We start from the raw sequence: 21,728 nt of genomic DNA, 5'->3' as shown, positions 1-21,728 counted from the left end.
CTTGGGGCTCGCGCTCGGCGAGTGCCCGAGGCGCTGACGGAGCGCGCCCCGCCCGCGCCGCGTCGCGCGCGGGTCCAGGCGGCTCGCCGGGGCCGAGCTCCGCCGTTTTGTTGACAGATCCGCGCAGTTCGATTGGATGGCCGCGTGTCCCCCGTGAAGCGCGCATCGACCACCCTCCACCCCACCCTGACGCTCGGCGACGCGCTGGAGCACTACGCCTCCTGGCCGAGACCCACCGTGATTGTCTCCGACGGTGCTTATGGCGTCTCCGGTTTTCCCGGCGATCCCCCGACGCACGACGGGCTCGCCGCGTGGTACGCGCCCCACGTCGCCGTCTGGTCGGAGCGCGCCTTGCCGTCCGCCACCCTCTGGTTCTGGGCGACGGAGGTCGGCTGGGCGACGGTGCACCCGCTGCTCGAGCAGCACGGCTGGGAGTACCGGACCTGCCACGTCTGGGACAAGGGAATCGCCCACATCGCGGGCAACGCGAACACCCGGACGCTGCGCAAGTTCCCCGTGGTGAGCGAGGTGTGCGTGCAGTACGTGCGCAAGGTCTTCCTGGAGAGCGCCGGCGTGCGGCTGCCCCTCAAGACCTGGCTGCGGCATGAATGGGAGCGCTCGGGCCTCCCCCTGCGCCAGACCAACGAGGCGTGCGGCGTGAAGAACGCGGCCACGAGGAAGTACTTCACCCGCTGCCACCTCTGGTATTACCCCCCGGCCTCGGCGTTCGAGCAGATCGCCGCCTTCGCGAACGCGCACGGCCGCCCCGAGGGGCGACCCTACTTCTCGGTCGATGGCAAGCGGCCGTTGACGGGCGAGGAGTGGGCTACCCTGAGAGCCAAATTCCATTGCGAGGTCGGCGTGACCAACGTCTGGCACGAGCCGGCGGTCCGCGGCCCCGAACGCTTCAAGGAGGACACCCGGTCGATCCACGGCAACCAGAAGCCCCTCAAGCTGCTCGATCGCATCATCCGCGCATCGTCCGATCCAGGCGATGTCGTCTGGGAGCCATTCGGGGGGCTCTGCTCGGTCGCGGTGGCGGCCTTCACCGCAGGGAGGCGCTGCTACAGCGCCGAGATCGCGCCCACGTACCACGCCGTCGCGTCGCGCCGCCTCGCGAAGTGCGCGCCGCAGCCGCGCGTCGAGATCTCGGCGGCCTGACGGTCGGTATCGGCCCCGCTCGTCCGCATGGTAGCCTGCTCCCCCATGGCGACGCCGAAGATCGTGACCGTGGGAGGGGGGACGGGCCATTACACGCTCCTCACCGGCCTGCGTGACCTGAGCGTCCGCATCACGGCGATCGTGACCATGATGGATTCGGGCGGGAGCTCCGGGAGGCTCCGGGACGAGTACGGACTCCTCCCGCCGGGCGACTTCACGCGTTGCCTCGTCGCCCTGTCCGAGCACCCGGAAGCGCTGAAGGAGCTGCTCGGCCACCGCTTCCGCTCGGGGAGCCTCGGCGGGCACACCCTGCGCAACCTGATATTCACCGCAGTGCAAGAGATCACAGGCTCGCTCCCCCTCACGGTCGAGCGCCTGCACGAGATCTTCTCCGTCAAGAACCGCGTCCTCCCGGTCACGATGGATCACGTCGATCTCGTGATGCACCTCGAGAACGACCGGACCATCCGCGGCGAAGCGTCGATTGACAACCTCTCCGACATGCTCGATGCGCCGGTGCTCTCGGTCTATCTGGATCCCGAGGCCCAGGCGTATCCAGCGGCGCTCGACGCGATCGCGGAGGCCGATCTCATCATCCTCGGGCCGGGAGATCTCTACACGAGCCTCGTGCCGAACCTCCTGGTCAAGGGCGTGCGAGAGGCCATCGCGGCGAGCCGCGCCCGCGCGATGTTCGTGTGCAACCTGATGACGAAGCCCAACGAGACCCCCGGCTACACGGTCGAGGACTTCGTGGGGACCATCGCCATGTACCTCGGCGAGGCCAGGCTCGACGCGGTGCTGGTCAACGACGTCTGGCCCTCCGAGGGCCTCGAGGAGTACGCCTCCGCCGGCTCCGAGCCGGTCGTGACCTCGCCGGACAAACCGCTCGCCTCCGACCTCCTCGTCCCTGCGGACCTGCTGTTCGGCGGCAAGCTGATTCGCCACGACCCGCGCAAGCTCTCGGCCGCGATCGTCTCGCTCGCCCGCCAGCGCTCGTGGTGGTGAGGCGCCGGGCCCGGCTCCGCTGGCCCGGCCCTACGCTCGACGGCCACCCGCGGCGCGCCTCCGGGACGCGGCGCTGCCGCGTCGGCCGGTGGCCTCGGGCCGGCGCGGCCGCGCACGACGATCAGGCGGTCTCCGGTGCATCGGGCAGATGAGCCGGCCGAACAGCACCGTTATGAGCGACATGGGTGAGGCAACTCACGCAACGCGTGTGCCGGGAGCAAGCTCCGGCGCGCGCGCGTCGGTCTCGGAGGCGCGGCGTGCAACCGGCGCTCCCAGCTCGCGCCGAGCGCTGGTCAGCGCTACCGATCGAGCACGAGCGTCGCCTCCGTGGGCGTGGGCGCAGCTCGCCGCATTCGAGGTTTGTGCAGACAGCCTCTCCTCCGATGCGACGATATCGGGTGAGCCGATCGAGGTGGGATCATTTGCCACGCCAGGCCAAGTTGCCTCATCGCACGCGTGCGCCCTCGCCTGCGGGCGCCCTCGCCGCTGGCGCAAGCGGCTCGCCCGCTGCCGCGCGAGCCGCGCGGGCTCACGCGTGGCTGCGCGTCGGCCGCCCCGGCGCTTGCTGCTGGTATGTGCTTCGCATGGCGCCGGGAGCTAACGCCACTTTCGTGGCTGATCATCTCAGGACGAGGTAGAGCGCTATGAGCATCAGTAACGACCAGTACACTTCGGGCGGGTACAAGAACGGGATTTACGAGGGCGGCTCGCAGGAGTCCGGCTCGCACGAGCCTGGCGCGCCGCAGACGCAGGGCGGCGAGGGCGCGGTGAGCCTCGACATGCTGCTGAAGTTCGCCAAGGACATCCAGACCAAGGTCAAGGACGTCCCGTACATCGTCCCGATCGCGATCGGCGGAGCGGCGTTCGCGATTGGCGTGCTCGCCAGCTCGAAGATCCTGCGCCAGCTCACCGTCCTCGCCGGCGGCTACGCGGTCAAGTACGCGATCCAGAACGTCCCCAGGGAGCCGATCATCGACTTTGCAAAGAAGGTCGTGTCCGACTCATTCCGGGCGTCGTCGAGGGCCTGAGCCGGAGACGCGCTGCGGCGCGCGCAGAGGCGCTCGCCCGCCTGCAGCCGTGCGTGCTCCGGTGGAAGGCAGCCCGACCTGAGATCCTAGCTTCGTCGCGCCGGCGGCACACGTGCCCCCGTTTCTGGCATCATGGAGGCGGGGGTGCGGACGCGCCGCCAGCGCGCGGCCGGGAGGACGTCATGGACATCCGGGAGAGCATCGAAGTCCGCTGGTTTCTGCCTGCGGACGACGCTCGGGCGACGCGGCTCGTGTCGTGGTTCTCGCGTGTGTTCTCCGAAGCGCCCCGGCATGACCGCTACCGGTGTCTCCGGCGCGCCGATCTCGGGATCAAGAAGCGCGGCGGGCGGCCGAAGGGCCTGGAGGTCAAGTGTCGGGTCTGCGCCCTCGGATCCATCCATCTCTCTCCCACGGTGCTGGGTGAGCTGGAGCGGTGGACGAAGCTCACCCTCTCGTCGACGGACGCCGATGACAGCGGGTGGATGACCCTCACCAAGGAGCGTCGGGTGAGGGTGTTCGGGCTGGTGGGCGGACGCGCCGTCGAGGTGATGGACGGCGCGCACCCCGGAGCCGGGTGTGCTGTCGAGCTGACGCGCGTCGCCGTGGGGGAAGGCCAGAGCGCGGCTGCTCCGGCGGCGTGGTCGCTGGGCCTCGAAGCGTTCGGTCCGCCAGCGACCCTGCTCGAAGCGCTTTATACCGTGGGCCGCGCGGCGTTCGTGGAGGTGCCCGACCTCGGCCTCACGTCCGTTGAATCGAAGGGGTATCCGGCGTGGCTCGCCGAGCGGTGAGCGCAGGGGCTCGTCGCGCGCGATGCCCTGCTGCCTTTCTGAGCTCCAGGGAGAGTGATCGTATGATGAATGTTACTTCAGACGCCCTGCAGCTCAACACGCAGCGTAACCTCCGCGCTGCGCTCCAGCATGCGATCCGGAGCATGACCCGCCCGGAGAACCCCCCGCGCAACGGCGCTGCGACGCCCGGCGCCGGCGCCGAGACGCCCGGCCTGCTGGCGCGGGGCTGACGGCGGCGCGTCACGGGAGCTCGCCGCCGCCACAGAGCAGCGCGGCGAGCTCCTCCGTCCGCTCCGGCGTCGCGAGGTCCCCGGCTGTGACGGTGATCGCGCGGATCCCCTCGGCTCTCCAGCCGCCTTGCTCGCGCTCCGGGGCCGCCGTGATCCGGACGCGCATGAGCTCGCCGGACGCCACGACCGCGAGCTCCACGCCTTCGCCCTTCGGTCCGTCACCGCGGCGGATGGTCACCGCCACCGCGCCGCGCGCCGCGAGCGCCCGCGCGAGCCGGGCCTCCGGCGCCGCCGCTCCGCCGAGCGGGTAGAGCGCCGTGGCGAGCTCCACGGACGCGATCGCCTCGGACGCGCGCGTCCCCGCGTCGCGCACCGCCCGCCGCAACCGCTCCGCGCGCTCGCCGTCGCGGTCGAGCGCCGCGCGATCCGCTGGCTCGAGCCGCACCACGCAGCGCACCAGCGCGGCGCCCCCGCTCGCGACCTGCGCCGCCTCGAGCCGCGCGCGGCGGAGCATCGCCGCGCCCCGCGCGTCGCCCGACGCCTCGAGCAGGGCCGCCGCGCCGCCGAGCACCGCGTCCGGAGCCGGCCGCTCCGGCGCCGCCGGGAGGGCGGCCTCCCGGTAGATCTGGCTCCACCCGCGCCCGACGCCGGGCAGGCGCAGCACCAGCGACAGATCGGCGAGCTCCGTCTCCGGCGTGCGGACCGCGCTCGCGAACGCCTCCTTCACCGCCGCGAGGCGGCTCGGATCCGCGGTGAGCGCCGCGAACTCGGGCGCGTCGACGGCCAGCGAGAGGCGCGACGCGCTCACCTCGCGCGACCCCAGCGTCCACCGCTGGGGCGGGGCGGCGAGCGCGAGCTCCCCGCCGGCGACGAGGGCGGAGAGCCCGCGCTCGCCGCGCGCCTCGAGCAGCGCCGCGACCGCGGCCTTGAGCGCGGTCAGCGCCGGGATCACGCCCCGCCCATGCGCCCGCGCCGCGCCGTCCGCTGCTCCTCGAGCGCCGCCTCCTCCTCGAGGGCCGCCTCGGCCTCGCGCTGCGCCTCGGCGTCGACCGCGCGTTGCCCCTGCTGGACGCGCGCGGGCTTCGCCTCGGTCGCCGCCGCCTCGGCCATCGCGACCGCCGCGTGCCGCACGTCGTCGTACGGCTTCGCGAGGTCGAAGATCACCTTGGTGTTGCCCTGGCTCAGGTTCGCCAGCGCCTCGAAGCGGCGCAGCTCCATCGCCCCGGGCGAGCGCGCGAGGATGCCCGCCGCCTCCGCGAAGTTCTTCGCGCTCTCCACGTCGGCCTCGCTCTTGATGACCACGTAGCGCCGATCGCGCTCGGCGATCGCGCCCTTCGCGAGCACCTCCTGCATCTGGGGCGGCAGCGCGATGTCCTGGAGGCCGATCATCTCCACGTGCAGGCCCCACGCGGCCGCCACCGCCTCGACCTGCGCGCGCACCTTGGCGGCGACCTCCTCGCGGTGCGCGAGCAGCTCGTCGAGCCGCGTCTCGCCCACCACGTCGCGCAGCACGACCTTCGCGCGATCCTTCATCGCGTTCTCGTAGTTCTCGACGGCCAGCGTGGCCTTCTCCGGATCGACGACGCGGTAATAGACGACCGCGTCGACCATCGTGGTCACGTTGTCGCGGGTGATCACCATCTGCTGGAGGAGATCGCGGTTCTTCATCCGCGTGTCGATGCGCCGCAGCTCCTGGATCCCCGGGAGGAACAGCGTCACCCCGGGGGATACGCGGCCGGTCAGCTTGCCGAGCGTGAAGCGCAGCGCGGCCTCCCACTGGTTGATCTGCCGCAGCCCCGACAGCAGGTAGAGCGCGGTGAACAGCCCGAGCACGGCGAGGATCAGCGACATCGCTCGCGACTCTAGCAGAGCGGATGGCGCGGGCCGCGCGTCGGCGGGCGTCCGGACGTTCGCGCGCGCTCGCGGGCGCCCAGGCGCGGCTTCGACCTGGTGTCGTTGCCCGGGCGGTGTACTCTCGCTCCCTCGATGGGTGCCGAGCCGAGCCAGGCGTTGCGCGACGGCCGCTACGTGATCACGCGCGCCCTCGGCGAAGGGGCTCAGGGGCACACGCTCGAGGCCGTCGACAAGCGGCTCGGCAAGCTCGTCGCGATCAAGCGGTTCCAGATCCGCGGCGCCTCGAGCTGGAAGAGCGTGGAGCTCGCGGAGCGCGAGGCCCGGGTGCTCGCGTCGCTCTCGCACCCGAGCCTGCCAGGCTACCTCGATCATTTCGAGGAGGACGGAGCGCTCTTCCTGGTGATGGAGAAGATCGAGGGCGAGAGCCTGGGCGCGATGCGCCGTCGCCGCGCGGTGCTCGGGCGGGACGACATCCTCCGCTTCCTGCGGGACGCCTCGGGCGTGCTCGACTACCTGCACGGCCGCGCGCCGCCGGTCATCCACCGCGACATCAAGCCGAACAACGTGATCCGCCGGCCCGACGGCTCCTTCGCGATCGTCGACTTCGGCGCGGTCCGCGATCGCATGCGTCCCGAGGGCGGGAGCACCGTGGTCGGCACGTTCGGGTACATGGCGCCGGAGCAGTTCCAGGGCCGCGCGCTGCCCGCGTCGGACGTCTATGCGGTCGGCGCGACCGCGCTCTGCCTGCTCACCGGCGAGGAGCCGGAGAACCTGCCGCACCGAGGGCTCGCGATCGACGTGCCCGCTGCCCTCGGCGATCGCGCCGATCCGCGCCTCGTCCGGGCGCTCTCCGCGATGCTGGAGCCCGACCCGGACCGCCGCGCCGCGCGCATCGCTCCGCTCCTTTCGGGGCTCGAAGCGGGCGGCGCGCGCCCCGAGACGGCGCGCGCTGGCGAGCCCGCGGAGGGCTCCGCGGGGCGCGGGGCGCGCAAGGAGGAGCGGCGCACGCGCAAGGAAGAGAAGCGCGCGCGCAAGGAGGAGCGGCGCGCGCGCCGGCACGAGGGGAGCCCGTCGCTCGATCGCGGCCTTGTGGGCCTGCCGCTCGTCGCCGCGCTGTTCGGCCTCACCGTCGCGCGCATCGCCGTCGGCGTCGCGCTCGGGGTGATCGTCCCGACGGTGCTGACGCTGCTGTCCCTGGTGTTCGGCCGCGTGCTGCGCGAGAAGGCCGCGCCGAACGTGCGCAGGGCCGGGCGGGTCGCCGATCTCGCGCTGCGCCGCGCGACACGCGTCGTCCGCGGGCGCCCGGCGCCGGAGGACGCGGCCCAGCGCGGCCAGGCCGCGGCGGCGCGCGTGCGCTTCGAGGAGCAGGAGGCCCCCGGTCGATCGCGCATCCACGACGGCGACGTCCCGCTGGACGAGGAGCTCGACGAGGAGCTCGACGAGCCGGGCCGCAGCCACGCCGCCTCGCGGCCGCCGCGCGCGGGGGAGCGCTGAGCGCAGCGCGCGCTCGCGCTCCGGCGGGGCCGCGCGATCAGATGCGACCGCGCGCGGCGTCGAGCTTCAGGCGGAAGACCTCGACGATCGCCTCGGCGAAGATCCGGCGGCTCATCTTCGAGCGGCCTGCGCGGCGGTCGACGAACACGATCGGCACCTCGACCACGCGCAGCCCTTTGCGCAGCGCGCGGTAGGTCGTCTCGATCTGGAACGCGTAGCCGTTCGAGCGCACGCTGCCGAGATCGAGCGAGAGGAGCGCGCGCCGCGTGAACGCCTTGTAGCCGGTCGTGAGGTCGCGGATGCCGACGCCCAGGATGGTCCGCGCGTAGAGGGAGCCGCCCTTCGAGAGCACGTGCCGCCCGAGGCCCCAGCCCTCGACGCCGCCACCCCGCATGTTGCGCGAGCCGAGCACGACGTCGGCGCCTTGCGCGATCGCGTCGAGGAACGCTGGCAGGTGGCGCGGGTCGTGCGAGAGGTCGGCGTCCATCTCGAACGCGACGTCGTAGCCGCCGTCCAGGGCGCGCTGGAAGCCCTCCAGGTAGGCCGTGCCGAGCCCGCGCTTCGCCGCCCGGTGGAGCACGCGGACGCGCCCGTCGCGCGCGGCGAGCTCGTCGCCGAGGGCGCCTGTCCCGTCGGGCGACGCGTCGTCGACGACGAGCACGTGCGCCTCCGGGGCCGCCGCGAGGACGGAGCTCACGAACTCGGCGAGGTTGTCTCGCTCGTTGTACGTCGGCGTGATGATGAGGGTTCGGGGGGCCATCCTGGCTCGGCGCCGCGCGAGCGGGCGCTCGCACGCGGGATCGTGCGCGCCGCGCAGCGTCGCGCGCCAGGTCCGCGGGCGTCCGCTCGCGCTCAGGCCTCCGCTGCGTCGGCCAGCACGGGCGCTCCGGCGCCGGGCGATCTACCAAAACGACGGCGCAGGCGGAAGGTTCCGCGGGGGCGCCGCGAGCGCCTTGTGGGTTGCCGGAGGCGTGCGCGCCGGGTACTTTCCTTTCCCGACAGGGCGGTCCGCTCTGCATCGGGCCGATAGGCCGGCGCGGCCTCGGTCAACTCACGGGGCGCGCCCCGCGCAGCACAGGCGCGGCCCCGAACATGAACAGCGCGGCACCGACGGAGACAATCATGGCAGGCGAGCACGTCGTCACCCTCACCAACGAGAATTTCGAGTCCGAGGTCATCAACTCCCCGATCCCCGTGCTCGTGGACTTCACGGCCACCTGGTGCGGGCCCTGCAAGCAGCTCGCGCCGATCGTCGCCACGATCGCCGCGGAGTCCCAGGGCACGCTGAAGGTCGGCAAGCTCGACATCGACGCGGCGCCCAAGCTCGCCCAGAAATACAACGTCCGCGCCGTTCCGACGTGCATCCTGTTCCGGGGCGGCGAGAAGGCGGGCTCGTACACCGGCGTCGCGAGCAAGGAGAAGCTCCTCCGGGAGCTCGGCGTCTGAATCCGCGGCCGCGCGTGACGCCGGCCTGACAGATCCCGGCGCGGCAGAGCCCGAGCGCGCCGGCGCTCCCCTTCCCACAGACCGAAACCACCCCAAATACCGACCGAAAGCCCTCCCGGCGCGGCGCCGCTCCGGCCAGCCGGCCGCGGCCCCGCCGCCGCCGGCGCTCCACGTCGCCGGCGCCCCGCGGCTGAGGCTTTGCTTGACCGTCGCGCGCGAGGTGACTACGACTCGCGCCGGCCACTTTCCCAGGAGTTCGTGATGGCGACGAAGATCGCAATTAACGGTTTTGGGCGCATCGGACGCTGCATTGTCCGCGCGCTTTACGAGCGCGGCGTGAAGGATATCGAGCTGGTCGCCATCAACGACCTGACGGATCCGGCGACGCTCGCCCACCTCTTCCAGTACGACTCGATCCACCGCGAGTTCAAGGCGGCGAAGGTCGGTCACGGCGACAAGCACATCAGCATCGGCGATCGGAAGATCGAGGTCCTCGCGCTGAAGGATCCGGCCGAGCTGCCGTGGAAGAGCCTCGGCGTCGACATCGTCCTCGAGTGCACGGGCCTCTTCACGGACAAGGCGAAGGCCGCCGGCCACATCAACGCGGGCGCCAAGCGCGTGATCATCAGCGCGCCGGCCAAGGGCCACGACCTCACGGTCGTGATGGGCGTGAACGACGAGCTCTACGACGCGCAGAAGCACACGGTCATCTCGTGCGGCTCCTGCACGACGAACTGCCTCGCCCCCATCGCCAAGGTGATGCTCGACAACTTCGGCATCGTCCGCGGCCTGATGACGACGGTCCACTCGTACACGAACGACCAGCACCTGCTCGACATCCCGCACCGCAAGGGCGACCTGCGCCGCGCGCGCGCCGCCGCGGTCAACATGATCCCCTCGAGCACCGGCGCCGCGAAGGCGCTGTCCGAGGTCATCCCGGCGCTCAAGGGCAAGTTCGACGGGCTCGCCATCCGCGTCCCCACGGTCGACGTCTCGCTCGTGGACCTCACCCTCGAGACCGAGAAGCCGATCACGAAGGAGAGCATCCACGCCGCGATGAAGCAGGCCGCCGAGCAGGGGCCGATGAAGGACGTCCTCAACTACACCGATCGGGAGCTCGTCTCGGGCGACTTCATCGGCTCGCCCGCGTCCAGCACCTTCGACTCGACCATGACGTCGGTCCTCGGCGATCGCTTCGCGAAGATCTTCTCGTGGTACGACAACGAGTGGGGCTTCTCGAACCGCATGATCGACCTCGCGCAGCTCGTGGCGAGGAAGGGCGTCTAGCGCCGTGAAGCTCACCGGAATCCGCTCCGTCGAAGACCTCGCCGCCGCCGGGGGCGCCGCTGCCCTCAGCGGCAAGCGCGTCTTCATCCGCGTCGACTTCAACGTCCCGCTCGACAAGAAGACGGGCAAGATCACGGACGACTCGCGCATCCGCGAGGCGATCCCGACGATCAAGCTCGTCATGGAGGCGGGCGCGAAGGTGATCCTCGCGTCGCACCTAGGCCGCCCGAAGCCGGGCAAGACCGAGGGGCTCTCGCTGGAGCCGTGCGGGGGGCGGCTCAGTGAGCTCACGGGCTACGAGGTCCACCTGCCGGACGACTGTGTCGGCGACTCGCCCAAGAAGGTCATCTACGACCTCCGGGCGGGCCAGATCTGCCTCCTCGAGAACCTCCGCTTCCACGAGGAGGAGGAGAAGGACGACGAGGGGTTCGCGCGCCAGCTCGCCGAGCTCTGCGACGTCTACGTCGACGACGCCTTCGGCGCCGTGCACCGCGCCCACGCGTCGGTGCACGCGCTGCCGCGCCTCATGCGCGAGCGCGCCGCCGGCCTCCTCCTCCAGAAGGAGCTCAAGGCGCTGACCCGGCTCGTCGATCGCCCGGAGAAGCCTTACGTCGCCGTCCTCGGCGGCGCCAAGGTCTCCGACAAGATCGACGTCGTCGAGGCGCTCCTCAACGTGGTCGACACCCTGTGCATCGGCGGCGCGATGGCGAACACCTTCCTCGCCGCGCAGGGCAAGAACCTGCAGAAGAGCCGGATCGAGGAGGACAAGCTCCCGCTGGCGCGCACGATCATGAGCAAGGCGCGCGATCGGGGCATCCAGCTCCTCCTGCCCGTCGACGCCGTCGTCGCCTCGAGCATCGACGCGACGCAGGGCCAGCCCGCGTCCGTCGACGCGATCCCCGAGGGCACGATGGCGCTCGACATCGGCCCCCGCTCGATCGAGCAGTTCGGCCAGGCGATCGAGCGGGCGAAGACGGTGTTCTGGAACGGCCCGATGGGCCTCTTCGAGACGCCGGCCTTCTCCAAGGGCACGTTCGACGTCGCGCGCATCATGAGCGGCGCCTCCGGCTTCACGGTGGTCGGCGGCGGCGACAGCGCGGCGGCGGTCAAGCAGGCCGGCGAGCACATCGCGAAGGGCTTCGATCACATCTCGACCGGCGGCGGCGCTTCGCTCGAGCTCATCGAGGGCAAGCGTCTCCCGGGCGTCGAGGCGCTCCGGTCGGCCGAGGTGAGCGAGTGAAGCCCGTGAACGATGGGGGCACGTCCGCGGAGGCGGGCGCCGCCCCGCGGGCGGCCTCGCGTCGTCCGCTCATCGCCGGCAACTGGAAGATGAACGCCGGGGGTCAGGACGCATGTCCCCTCTCGGCGGCTGTCGCCAAGGCGACGCGCGAGCTCACCCGGGCCGAGGTGGTGGTCGCTCCGCCGTTCACGGCGATCGCCGCCGTGGCCCACGAGCTCGCGGAGGCGAAGAGCGAGGTCGGCATCGCCGCGCAGAACATGAGCGCCGAGGTCTCCGGGGCGTTCACCGGCGAGGTCTCCTCGGGCATGCTCAAGGACGCGGGCGCGACCTGGGTGATCCTCGGGCACAGCGAGCGGCGGCAGCTGTTCGCCGAGACCGACGAGTCGGTCGCCCGGAAGGTTGCCTCGGCGATGGCCGCCGAGCTGCGCCCCATCGTCTGCGTCGGCGAGACGCTCGAGCAGCGCGAGGCGGGTGAGACGCTCGCCGTTGTCGAGCGGCAGGTCCGCGCCGTCCTCGACGAGCTCGCGAAGCAGCCCGGCTTCGGCGTCATCGCCTACGAGCCGGTCTGGGCGATCGGGACGGGCAAGGTCGCGCGCGCCGAGGACGCCCAGGAGGTGCACGCGTTCATCCGCGGCCTGCTCGCGAAGGCCTCGGAGGATCTCGCGGGCGTCACGCGCATCCTCTACGGCGGCAGCGTCAAGGCCGACAACGCCGAGGCGCTGCTCGCCCAGGACGATATCGACGGCGCGCTGGTCGGCGGGGCTTCGCTCGACGCCGCTGGCTTCGCCAAGATCGTCGACGCCGCTCACCGACTGGCGGAGCGCGCGGAACAGGGGTAGATCGCAGGCCGCTCCCGTCTCGCCACGGGAGCGCCGGCCTGCCCTCTGGCCCACTTGCCCCTTGGGCCCCTCGCGCGGTCCAGACTCACCCAGCTGAAAGACGCCGATGCTTCACACGTTCCTCAACATCGTGCACGTGTTCGTCTGTCTGTTCCTGATCCTCGTCGTGCTCCTCCAGCAGGGCCGCGGGGGCGGGATGGGCTCGGCCATGGGCGGCGCGACGGCGCAGGTGTTCGGCGGCCGCGGCGCGGGCAACTTCATGACCCGCCTCACGGCCGCCTGCGCCGTCGTCTTCATGGCGACGAGCGTGTCGCTCGCCTACCTCTCGTCGGCAGGCGATCGCGAGCTGCGCGAGTTCGAGAAATCCCAGGAAAAGTAGGCTCGCGTGCTAGGGCCCGCCCCCGCGCCGGGGAGGGAAGCGGGTAGGGCGCTCGACGCGAGGTCGTCCGTGGAGGCGGCGTCGGCCGCCTCCGTCCCTTTCGCGCGCGACCTTGCCCTCGTCGCCCTCGCCAAGGCGGTCGTCTCCGCCCTGGTCCTCGCGCTCGGCTTCCGGGCGGTGAGCGATGACGACTTCGCGCGCGTGGTCCTCGCGCAGGCGTGGGCCCACGCGCCCCGGCTCGACCCGACGGGGACGAGCTGGCTGCCCGTCCCTTTCTGGCTCACCGGCACGCTCTTCCGCGTCTTCGCGCCGACCCTCGAGGTCGCCCGCGCCATCGCGTTCGCCCTCGGCCTCGCATCGGCCGCGCTCGTCCACCTCGCCGCCCGCTGGATCACCGGTGACCGCCGCGCCGCGCTCGCCGGCGCGCTGCTCGCCGGCGCCTTTCCCTGGAGCGCTTGCCTCGGCGTGGCGACGGTCCCCGAGCTGCCGAGCGCCGCCCTCTCGCTGTTCGCTGTGGCGTCGCTCGTCACGCCGCCGGCCGGGCCTGCGCCCCCGGCTGGGCGCGCCCTCGTTGGCGCGGTCGCGCTCGTGCTCGCGACGCTCTCCCGCTACGAACCGTGGTCCGTCGCCGTCGCCTTCGCGGCGATGGCGCTGCTCGCCGCCGCCCGCGTCGGCCAGAGCCGCGGCGCGCAGGCGAAGCTCGCGCTCGCCGCGCTCGTCGCGCTCGCCGGGCCCGCCGCGTGGATCGCATGGAACCGCGTCGCTCACGGCGACGCGCTGCATTTCCTGGCCCGCGTCGCCTCCTACCGCAACGCGATCGGCCCGGGCGGCGACGGCTCCCTGCTGCGGCTCTTCGCGTACCCTGCCGCGATGGTCCGCGAGGAGCCGGAGCTCTTCGCGTGGCCCATCGCCATCGCCCTCGTCGCATGGCGCGCCCGCCGTGGCGCTGCGCCGGGGGTGGCGCTTCCACCGCTCCTTCGCGCGGCCCGTCCGTACGCGCTCCCCGGCGCCGTCGCCGCCTTCCAGATCGCGGCGCTCTCGCTCGCCCTCGTGCGCGACGGCGCGCCCACCCACCACCCCGAGCGAGCGACCCTCCTCGCGTTGCTCTTGCTCGCGCTCGCCGTCGGAGATCTCTCGGCGCGCGCCTTCCGGGGCGCCTCGGCCGGCGCGCGGCGCGCCCTCGGCGGCGCGCTGCTGGTGGTGCTGGCCCTCGGCGCCTTCTTTCGCCCGCACCTGCGCCGCGAGCACTTCAATCCGCGGAGGGACGAGGTCGCCATCGGCCGCGCCGCCGCGGAGCTCACGCCTCCTTCCGCGCCCCTCCTCCTCGAGGTCGCCGACTATGGCCACCTCGCGGCGCTCGCCGCCCTCGGACGACCCGAGGGGGTGCACCCCGATCGCTCGATCGATCCCCGAGATCCGCCTGTCCGCTCGAGCTTCGAGGACCCTGCCTCGCTCGCGCGCCGCGCCGCCGGCCTGGGCGCCGCCTACCTCATCGGGCGCGTCAGGCCACCGGTCATCGATTTCGCCGGCCCGCCGCTCGCGACGCGCGGCGCCTGGGGGATCTGGCCGGTGCCTCCGGCAGGCGGCGCGCTGGGGGCCTTGCCGGAGGGTGGCTCCAGGGGCCCTGCGCACCCCGTGGACGGGGCGCCATGAGCGAGCCCGCAAAGCCCTTCTTCGCGCACCCGTCTGCGTGCATCGACGAGCCCTGCGACATCGGCGAGGGGACGAAGGTGTGGCACTTCTGCCATGTCTCGGCCGGGGCGCGGATCGGCCGCGCCTGCGTCCTCGGCCAGAACGTCTTCGTCGCGGGCACCGCCGTCATCGGTGATGGCGTCCGGATCCAGAACAACGTGTCTCTTTACGACGGCACCCTGGTCGAGGACGACGTGTTCCTCGGCCCGTCCGCGGTGCTCACCAACGTCGTCAACCCGCGTGCCCCGATCGACCGCCGCGCGTTCCTCGACACGACGCGCATCCGTCGCGGCGCCACCGTGGGCGCCAATGCCACCATCGTCTGCGGCGTCACGATAGGGCGCCATGCGTTCGTCGGCGCCGGCGCCGTCGTCACGCGCGACGTGCCCGACTATGCGCTCGTCACCGGCGTGCCGGCCCGGCGTACCGGCTGGATGAGCCGCCACGGTCACAAGCTCGTCGCCTCGCGCGACGGCCTCCTGCGCTGCCCCGAGAGCGGCTTTCGCTACGAACGCCGTGGCGACATCGTCCGTTGTCTCGACCTCGACGAGGACGCGCCGCTCGCCCGGCCCCGCGCCGCGGCCACGCGACATTACCGTGATCCCCTCTCCGCGGAGGACACCGACGGATGACCGCGCCTGTTCCCTTCTTCGATCGCGCCCGCGGCGATCTCGCCATGCAGGACGAGCTCTCCGCCGTGTTCCAGTCGGTCCTCCGGAGCGGCCACTACATCCTCGGTCCGGAGGTCGAGGCCTTCGAGTCGGAGTGCGCCGCGTACCTCGGCGTCCGGCACGCGATCGGCGTCTCTTCCGGCACCGACGCGCTGCTCGTCGCGCTGATGGCGCTCGGCGTCGGCGCGGGCGACGAGGTCGTGTGCCCCGCCTACACGTTCTTCGCGACCGCGGGCGCCATCCATCGCACCGGCGCCACGCCCGTCTTCGCGGACGTGCTCCCTCATTCGTTGAACCTCGACCCCGCCTCCGCGGCGCGCGCCCTGACGGAGCGCACCCGGGCGATCCTCGCCGTCCACCTCTTCGGCGGCTGCGCGCCCATGGACGAGCTCCTCGCGATCGCGGGCGGCCGCGGCCTGCCGGTCATCGAGGACGCGGCCCAGGCGTTCGGCGCCGAGCGCGGCGGCCGCCGCGCCGGGGCGCTCGGGCTCATGGGGTGCTTCTCGTTCTTCCCGACCAAGAACCTCGGCGGCTTCGGCGATGGCGGGCTCGTGACCACCGATCACGACGAGCTCGCGGAGCGCGTCCGGACGCTCAGGGCGCAGGGCGCTCGGAAGAAGCACCATCACACCTGCGTCGGCGGCAACTTCCGGCTCGACGCGCTCCAGGCGGCGCTCCTCCGGCGCAAGCTCCTGCGGCTCGGCGCGCTCCTCGAGCGGCGGCGCGAGCACGCCGCGCGGTATGCCGCGCTGCTCGGCGGGCGAGATCTGCCCCTCGCGCTGCCGGACGCCGGCGCTGCGGGGCGCACGTTCAATCAGTATGTGATTCGCCTGAAGGATGCCTCTCTGCGCGATCCGCTGCGGAGCTCGCTCGCGGAGCGGGGCATCGGCACCGAGATCTATTATCCCGCGCCGCTCCACCTCCAGCCCTGCTTCGCGTGCCTTGGCCCGCCGGAGGGCTCCCTTCCGGTCGCGGAGGCGGCGGCGCGCGACACGCTCGCGCTCCCCATCTTTCCCGAGCTCACGGGCGACGAGGTCGCACGCGTGGCGGCCGCTATCGCCTCGTTCTTCGGTTGAGCCGGGCGCCTCGGCGCGGCGGCGTCAAGACACCTCGGCTGCACCTCGGCTGCACCTCGCGTCGAGCGCGGCGCGCGTGCGCCATGGCGCCGGGCTCCGGCTTGCCGGATCGCGTGAGCGGGTGCTAGCGTGCGCCGCGCTGACGATGTTGCCGGCTCGCGCCATCACCCCGACGCCTTCCAGCGATCACCTCGCGCTGGGGGTCTCGGTACGGGAGCGGGCTCCGGCGGTCTCGACCGTGCACCACGTCGACGCCGACGGCACGGTCTGGGCGAGCCAGGGGCGCGTCGTGCTGCGCCGCGCCCGCGGCGTCGGCGCGTTCGAGCCGTTTTGCCGGTTTCCCGCGGCGATGCCGCGTGACGCCATGGCCTTCCAGCGCCTGCTCGTCCGGGCGGCGCGCGCCGACAAGTGCAATGTGTACCGCACGTCGCGCGGCGTCGTCATCGGGGTTCGCGCGGGGACGATCTACCGGCTCGAGGAGGGGCGCGATCCGGCGCCGCTGGGTGCGATCGCTGGCGACTGCGTCCTGCACCGCGGGATCGCGGAGGACCCTCTCGGCGCTGCGTACCTCGGCGAGTACACGAGGAACGAGCGCCGTGGATCGGTGCGCGTTCACCGGGTCGCCCCTGACGGCGACCGCGTCGAGGTAGCCCACGAGTTCTCCGCGGGGTCGGTGCGGCATGTTCATGGCATCTTCGCCGACCCGTTCGACGTCGGCGCGGCGTGGGTGACCACCGGTGATCTCGACGGCGAGTGCTACCTGTGGCGAACGCGCGACTGGTTCCGCACGATCGAGAGGTTCGGGGACGGCACGCAGCGCTGGCGCGCCGTGCAGCTGTTCTTCACCGCGGACCACGTGTGCTGGTTGACCGACTCCGAGGTGACGCAGAACCATGCATGCCGCGCCGATCGACGCACGCTCGCCCTCGAGGTGGGCTGTGCGATCCCCGCCTCGGCGTGGCACGGGGCCCAGCTCCCCGGTCCGGTGCTCATCGCGCTCACGGTCGTCGAGCGCGGCGCCGGGGTTCACCGCGATACGGCGGCCGTCCTCGCGAGCCGCGACGGGATCACCTGGCGGGAGCTCGCCTGCTTCCGCAAGGATCGATGGAGTCCCTACTGGTTGTTCAAGAACGGTGTCCTCACGCTGCCGTCTGGGCACCTGCGTCAGGACGATCTCTGGTTGAGCGGAGAGGCGCTCGTGGGCCTCGACGGGAGCAGCGTGCGTATCGCGATCGACGGAGGATTGCCGTGACCCTGCGCGATCGCGTGCTGGCGGGCGTCCGCGCCGCCGCGGTGTGGCTCGATGATCCCGCCCGGGGGCGCGAGCGCCGGAGCCGCCTCGAGGCCGCGCTGCGACGGGCTGCGTCCGGGGTGACCCGCACCGCGCCGGCGCGCGCCGAGGGCGCCCTCCGCCCGGCGCTGGAGCAGCGCCGGTGGCGCGCCGGCGCGTGCGCCGACATCGAGGCGGCGCTCGCCGCGGGCGACGCTCGGGGAGCCGAGGAGCTCGAGCGGCTGCTTCGTCATGTCGAGCTGCGTCGCGGCGACGCCTTGGCGGAGATCGAGCCGCCGCAGGATCGCACCGGCGTCGCGCGTGAGCGCGCCGCGGTCTGCTCGCTGCTCGCGCGGCAGGCGCCAGCGCGCCGCGACTGGCGGCTGCTCAACGCCGCCCTCAAGCTCGCGGATCGGTTCGCGCCGGGGATGTCGTGGCGGGTCGGACCCGAGGTCGCCGCGGACTGGGCCGCGGCGCTCCGTGACGTCGAATCCGCCCTTGCGGAGCTGGAGTCGCAATGCGCATCGCGCTCCTAGCGCCCGTGCATACAAGCATGTACGCGCGGCTGCTCGCGTGGCGGCTCGGTCGCACCGACGGCATCGAGCTGACCGACGTCCTGCTGCGAGCGCCTTACCAGCTCGACCGGCTCCGCGACGAGCTTCGCCTCACCACGCCCGGCCGCGTGCTCGCCAAGGTCACCGGCAAGGTCCTGGTCGGCAGCCTCTCGTCCCCCCGCGAGGGGGAGCGATCGGTGCGGGACATCGCCGCCGAGGAGGGGCTCCCCGGGGCGTCCCTGCGAGACGTCGCTGCGGCGATCGGCGCGCGGTTCCACGTGGTCCAGAACCACAACGACGAGCGGTCGCTCGCCGCGCTCCGGGCCGCCGCGCCCGACCTGATCGTGTTCGCGGGCGGCGGCCTGCTTCGCGCCCCGCTGCTGGCGATTCCCAGGATCGGTGTCCTCAACGCCCATGCGGGCGTCTTGCCCAGGTACCGTGGCATGGACGTCGCGCTGTGGCCCTTCCTCGAGGACGGCCCGCCCGAGCTCGGGGTCACCGTGCACCTCATCGACACGGGCGTCGACACCGGGCCCGTCGTGCTGGTCGAGCGGTTCGCGCTCGAGCCCGGAGACGACCACCCGGCCGTGATGAGGCGCGTCGAGCGCGTCGGGCTCGAGCTCATGTGTCGCGCGGTGCGCGGCCTGCGCGACGGGACCTTGACGCCTGCCCCCCAGGCCGCCGACGCGGGGCGCCAGCATTTCGTGCTGCACCCCGCGATCGCGGCGATCGCGGCGCGGCGGCTCCGGGCGCTCGCCCGCTGATCACGCCCCCGCATCGCACGCGCGCCGCCGGCTCCTCGGCTGCGAGATCTCCCCTCGCCGGGGCCCCGGGTCGATGACCCGCCGCGCGCCCTCATCCGGCGGCTCCTTCGCGCGGCGCTCCGCGACCGGTGAACCCCATCTCCGGAGCGTACAATCGACGCGTGAAAGCGAGGATTCATGAGACCGGTTCATCAATCGACCCCTCCGAGGCCGCGCACGCGCTGCAGCTCCTGGTCGCGATCGCGGATCTGCGCTCGTTCTCCGCGGCGGCCGAGCGGCTGGGTCTCACGCCCTCGGCGGTGAGCAAGGCCGTCTCCCGCGCCGAGGCTCGGCTCGGCGTGCAGCTCGTGCAGCGCACGACGCGACGGGTCTCGCTGACCGATCTCGGCGAAGCGTACGTCGCGCGCGGCCGGCAGCTCCTCGCCGACGTCGAGTCGCTCGAGCGCGACATCGCCGCGCGCGACCAGGCGGTGCGCGGTCCGCTGCGCGTCGCGGCGCCCGCGGTCTACGGCGCGTGCCGCGTCGCCCCGCTCTGCGCGCGCTTCCAGGCCGAGCACCCGGGCGTCACCGTGGATCTCCGCTGCGGCGATCGGCTCGCCGATCTGGTCGAGGAGCGCATCGACGTCGCGGTGCGCATGCTCTCCGCGCTCCCGGCCGAGCTCGTCGCGCGGCCGCTCGAGGACGATCGGCGCGGGCTCTACGCGAGCCCGGGCTACCTCCGCCGCCACCGCGCGCCGCGCGGCGCGGCGGAGCTCGGATCACACGCCGGGCTCCGCTACGGCGCGGGCGGCGCGTCGCACGTCGCCTTCCGCCTCGTCGAGCCCGGCGGCGCCGCGGCGACGGCGCGCTTGCCCGCGGTCTTCTCCAGCGACAGCGTCCTCGCCGTGCTCGAGGCGACGCGCGCCGGCCTCGGCCTGGCCGAGCTGCCCGCGTACCTCGCCGCGCCCGACGTCGCCGCGGGCAGCCTGCGCGAGGTGCTCGCCGGGTGGCTCCCGGTGCGCCGCCAGGTCGTCGCGGTGTACCTCCCGTCGCGCTTCCTGCCCGCGCGGGTGCGCGCGTTCGTCGACCACCTCGCCGGCGCCCTCCGCGCGCCCGGCCGCGCGCGGCGCTGACGGCGGACGGCGGCGCGGGCAAACCGGGAATCTCGCTGTGGCGGTGCTGCCCACGGGGCCGGGCCGCGCGACCCTGCCTGTGCTAGACGTGCGCGCCATGAGCGTCGAGGTTGGCATCGTCGGACTGCCCAACGTGGGCAAGAGCACCCTGTTCAATGCGCTGACGGCCGCCAAGGCCGAGGCGCAGAATTACCCCTTCTGCACGATCGAGCCCAACGTCGGCGCCGTCCCTGTCCCCGACGACCGGCTCACGACGCTCGCGAAGTTCATCAAGACCGAGAAGATCATCCCCGCCATGGTGCAGGTGGTCGACATCGCCGGGCTCGTGCGCGGCGCGAGCACGGGCGAGGGGCTCGGGAACAAATTCCTGAGTCATATCCGTGAGGTAGACGCCATCCTCCACGTCGTCCGCTGCTTCACGCTCGCCGACGTCGTGCACGTCGACGGCGGGGTCGACCCGCTCCGCGACATCGACACCATCGAGACGGAGCTGATGCTGGCCGACCTCGGATCCCTCGAGGGGATGCTGGAGCGCACGCGGAAGCAGGCCAAGGGCGACAAGGAGCTCCTCCCGAAGATCGCGCTCATGGAGAAGTGCCTCGAGGCGCTCCAGGCCGGCAAGCCCGTCCGCGGGCTCTCCTTCGACGACGAGCAGCGGAAGGTCGTGAAGACGTTCGGCCTGATCACGGCGAAGAAGGTCCTCTACGTGGCGAACGTCGACGAGTCCGACGTCTCCGGCACGGGCCCGCTCGCGGCGAAGGTGCGCGAGCGCGCCGCCTCCGAGGGCAGCGGCGTCGTGCCGGTCTGCAGCAAGCTCGAGGCGGAGCTGAACGAGCTCGCGCCCGACGAGCGCAAGGAGATGCTCGAGAGCCTCGGCATGAAGGAGCCGGCGCTCTCGACGCTCGCGCGCGAGGCCTACCGGCTGCTCGGCCTCCAGAGCTACTACACGGCCGGTCCCAAGGAGATCCGCGCCTGGACGATCCCGATCGGCTGCACGGCCCCGCAGGCCGCGGGGGTCATCCACAGCGATTTCGAGAAGGGCTTCATCCGGGCGGAGGTCTACAGGGTGGACGACCTCGTCGAGCACAGGACCGAGGCCGCCATCCGCGCCGCAGGCAAGCTGCGCGTCGAGGGCAAGACGTACGTCTTCCAGGACGCCGACGTCGCGCACTTCCTCTTCAACGTCTGACCGTCCGTCCCACGAGCGCGCCCGCCGCCGTCGCTCTCCCCGAGGGCGCCTGGTGCGCCCCTGCTTCGCGGGCGGCGCGGCACCGCCGTTGCTCCTCCGGCGTTCGCGCAGGCGCGGTGTGCCGGCCACGACCGCCGGCGCTCCGCGGACCTCGCGCTTCTCGGACGGAGGCAGGACGGTGCCCAGGGCGAGCGTCGGCGCGTGGTGTGTGCTGGTTCTCCTCTCCTCGTGGGGGAGCGCCGCGGCGGGCTGCGTCGCGGCTGCCACCGACGTCCCGCCCGAGGAGGCGGGCGCCCCGGACCCGGGCGGCGGCGCGGCGCGCGTGCCTCTTCCGCCCGCGCCGTGCGACGTGCCGCGCGGGTTCTCGGAGGGCGCGCCGCCCCGCTTTCCTGCGGTGCCCGCGCCGGCCATCGGCCACAGGCCATCTGCGGAGCCCGGCGACGACGTCTTCGGCCGCTTCCTGCGATCCACCGTCGTCTTCTGTGGGCCCGACGAAGAGCCGTATTTCCTTCGCTATCGCTTTTACCTCACTGGCCCGTTCTCGGGCCGCTGGCTGCGCCCGCCGCTGGTCCAGCCGCTCTGACCGCGCCCCACTGCCCAGCCCGCCTGGCGGCCGTGGCGATCGCCGTTCGTCGCCGTTCGTCGTCGT

The 21,728-nt window shown here is 72.8% G+C and carries 23 protein-coding genes; 20 read left to right on the top strand and 3 right to left on the bottom strand.

Annotated elements, in window-relative coordinates; all coding sequences use genetic code 11:
* The first annotated feature begins 402 nt into the window (after positions 1 to 402).
* The 5 genes from WMF11_RS41035 (at position 403) to WMF11_RS41015 (ending at position 4,212) form a co-directional block, all read left to right on the top strand.
* Positions 403 to 1,161, top strand: a complete 759-nt coding sequence (locus WMF11_RS41035; protein WP_437911075.1) for a DNA methyltransferase — start codon at positions 403 to 405, stop codon at positions 1,159 to 1,161.
* Between the two features lie 45 nt (positions 1,162 to 1,206).
* Positions 1,207 to 2,166 (top strand): gluconeogenesis factor YvcK family protein, encoded by a 960-nt coding sequence (locus tag WMF11_RS41030; protein ID WP_437545299.1) that lies wholly within the window; start codon positions 1,207 to 1,209, stop codon positions 2,164 to 2,166.
* Positions 2,167 to 2,810: 644 nt separating this feature from the next.
* On the top strand, positions 2,811 to 3,194 hold the full coding sequence (locus tag WMF11_RS41025) for a hypothetical protein (RefSeq protein ID WP_437545297.1): 384 nt from the start codon (positions 2,811 to 2,813) through the stop codon (positions 3,192 to 3,194).
* A gap of 182 nt (positions 3,195 to 3,376) precedes the next feature.
* Positions 3,377 to 3,982 (top strand): hypothetical protein, encoded by a 606-nt coding sequence (locus WMF11_RS41020; RefSeq protein ID WP_437904546.1) that lies wholly within the window; start codon positions 3,377 to 3,379, stop codon positions 3,980 to 3,982.
* A gap of 62 nt (positions 3,983 to 4,044) precedes the next feature.
* Positions 4,045 to 4,212: a hypothetical protein gene (locus WMF11_RS41015; RefSeq protein ID WP_437974639.1), complete on the top strand. Its 168-nt coding sequence runs from the start codon at positions 4,045 to 4,047 to the stop codon at positions 4,210 to 4,212.
* Between the two features lie 10 nt (positions 4,213 to 4,222).
* On the opposite strand, the gene WMF11_RS41010 is transcribed toward WMF11_RS41015, so the two are convergent.
* Together WMF11_RS41010 and WMF11_RS41005 are read right to left on the bottom strand one after the other, a co-directional pair.
* Positions 4,223 to 5,164: a hypothetical protein gene (locus tag WMF11_RS41010; RefSeq protein ID WP_437974638.1), complete on the bottom strand. Its 942-nt coding sequence runs from the start codon at positions 5,162 to 5,164 to the stop codon at positions 4,223 to 4,225.
* A complete protein-coding gene (locus WMF11_RS41005) occupies positions 5,161 to 6,063 on the bottom strand; it encodes an SPFH domain-containing protein (RefSeq protein ID WP_437545290.1) in 903 nt (300 codons plus the stop codon). The genes WMF11_RS41010 and WMF11_RS41005 overlap by 4 nt, the downstream gene beginning before the upstream one ends.
* Positions 6,064 to 6,198: 135 nt before the next feature.
* On the opposite strand from WMF11_RS41005, the gene WMF11_RS41000 reads away from it, so the two are divergent.
* Entirely contained in the window at positions 6,199 to 7,560 is a 1,362-nt protein-coding gene (locus WMF11_RS41000; protein ID WP_437904543.1) for a serine/threonine protein kinase, read from the top strand.
* Between the two features lie 37 nt (positions 7,561 to 7,597).
* Here the strand turns inward: WMF11_RS41000 and WMF11_RS40995 are convergent, their stop codons facing one another.
* On the bottom strand, positions 7,598 to 8,320 hold the full coding sequence (locus tag WMF11_RS40995; RefSeq protein WP_437904542.1) for a polyprenol monophosphomannose synthase: 723 nt from the start codon (positions 8,318 to 8,320) through the stop codon (positions 7,598 to 7,600).
* 362 nt (positions 8,321 to 8,682) lie between these two features.
* On the opposite strand from WMF11_RS40995, the gene trxA reads away from it, so the two are divergent.
* From trxA to WMF11_RS40925, 14 genes are all read left to right on the top strand, one after another.
* Positions 8,683 to 9,006: a thioredoxin gene (gene trxA, locus WMF11_RS40990; protein WP_437545284.1), complete on the top strand. Its 324-nt coding sequence runs from the start codon at positions 8,683 to 8,685 to the stop codon at positions 9,004 to 9,006.
* Between the two features lie 261 nt (positions 9,007 to 9,267).
* On the top strand, positions 9,268 to 10,293 hold the full coding sequence (gene gap / locus WMF11_RS40985) for a type I glyceraldehyde-3-phosphate dehydrogenase (protein ID WP_272102749.1): 1,026 nt from the start codon (positions 9,268 to 9,270) through the stop codon (positions 10,291 to 10,293).
* Between the two features lie 4 nt (positions 10,294 to 10,297).
* Positions 10,298 to 11,533 carry a phosphoglycerate kinase gene (locus tag WMF11_RS40980; protein ID WP_437904541.1) on the top strand — a complete coding sequence of 412 codons (1,236 nt, stop codon included), beginning with the start codon at positions 10,298 to 10,300 and terminating at the stop codon, positions 11,531 to 11,533.
* Positions 11,534 to 11,538: 5 nt separating this feature from the next.
* On the top strand, positions 11,539 to 12,372 hold the full coding sequence (gene tpiA / locus WMF11_RS40975) for a triose-phosphate isomerase (protein ID WP_012239956.1): 834 nt from the start codon (positions 11,539 to 11,541) through the stop codon (positions 12,370 to 12,372).
* A 106-nt stretch (positions 12,373 to 12,478) separates the two neighbouring features.
* Complete coding sequence (gene secG, locus WMF11_RS40970) at positions 12,479 to 12,751, top strand: preprotein translocase subunit SecG (RefSeq protein ID WP_012239955.1); 273 nt, start codon at positions 12,479 to 12,481, stop codon at positions 12,749 to 12,751.
* Between the two features lie 69 nt (positions 12,752 to 12,820).
* Positions 12,821 to 14,404 (top strand): hypothetical protein, encoded by a 1,584-nt coding sequence (locus WMF11_RS40965; RefSeq protein WP_437974637.1) that lies wholly within the window; start codon positions 12,821 to 12,823, stop codon positions 14,402 to 14,404.
* Positions 14,401 to 15,075 carry an acyltransferase gene (locus WMF11_RS40960; RefSeq protein ID WP_437974636.1) on the top strand — a complete coding sequence of 225 codons (675 nt, stop codon included), beginning with the start codon at positions 14,401 to 14,403 and terminating at the stop codon, positions 15,073 to 15,075. The genes WMF11_RS40965 and WMF11_RS40960 overlap by 4 nt, the downstream gene beginning before the upstream one ends.
* Positions 15,072 to 16,190 carry a DegT/DnrJ/EryC1/StrS family aminotransferase gene (locus WMF11_RS40955; protein WP_437974635.1) on the top strand — a complete coding sequence of 373 codons (1,119 nt, stop codon included), beginning with the start codon at positions 15,072 to 15,074 and terminating at the stop codon, positions 16,188 to 16,190. The genes WMF11_RS40960 and WMF11_RS40955 overlap by 4 nt, the downstream gene beginning before the upstream one ends.
* Before the next feature lie 145 nt (positions 16,191 to 16,335).
* Positions 16,336 to 17,442, top strand: a complete 1,107-nt coding sequence (locus WMF11_RS40950; RefSeq protein WP_437904536.1) for a hypothetical protein — start codon at positions 16,336 to 16,338, stop codon at positions 17,440 to 17,442.
* On the top strand, positions 17,439 to 17,996 hold the full coding sequence (locus tag WMF11_RS40945) for a hypothetical protein (protein WP_437974634.1): 558 nt from the start codon (positions 17,439 to 17,441) through the stop codon (positions 17,994 to 17,996). The genes WMF11_RS40950 and WMF11_RS40945 overlap by 4 nt, the downstream gene beginning before the upstream one ends.
* Positions 17,997 to 18,001: 5 nt before the next feature.
* Positions 18,002 to 18,778, top strand: a complete 777-nt coding sequence (locus WMF11_RS40940; protein WP_437974633.1) for a formyl transferase — start codon at positions 18,002 to 18,004, stop codon at positions 18,776 to 18,778.
* A 161-nt stretch (positions 18,779 to 18,939) separates the two neighbouring features.
* The gene (locus WMF11_RS40935; RefSeq protein ID WP_437974632.1) at positions 18,940 to 19,890 is read left to right on the top strand and encodes a LysR family transcriptional regulator; all 951 of its coding nucleotides are present in this window, start codon (positions 18,940 to 18,942) and stop codon (positions 19,888 to 19,890) included.
* Between the two features lie 97 nt (positions 19,891 to 19,987).
* Positions 19,988 to 21,079 carry a redox-regulated ATPase YchF gene (ychF, locus tag WMF11_RS40930; protein ID WP_437545263.1) on the top strand — a complete coding sequence of 364 codons (1,092 nt, stop codon included), beginning with the start codon at positions 19,988 to 19,990 and terminating at the stop codon, positions 21,077 to 21,079.
* Positions 21,080 to 21,257: 178 nt separating this feature from the next.
* Entirely contained in the window at positions 21,258 to 21,662 is a 405-nt protein-coding gene (locus tag WMF11_RS40925; RefSeq protein WP_437974631.1) for a hypothetical protein, read from the top strand.
* Positions 21,663 to 21,728: the final 66 nt, after the last annotated feature.

Origin of the sequence: Sorangium sp. So ce295, from assembly GCF_051527405.1 — a bacterium.
GTDB classification, from domain to species: Bacteria; Myxococcota_A; Polyangia; order Polyangiales; family Polyangiaceae; genus Sorangium; species Sorangium cellulosum_B.
Note: the sequence above shows the minus strand (reverse complement) of the source record. Positions and strands in the feature narration are given on the sequence as shown.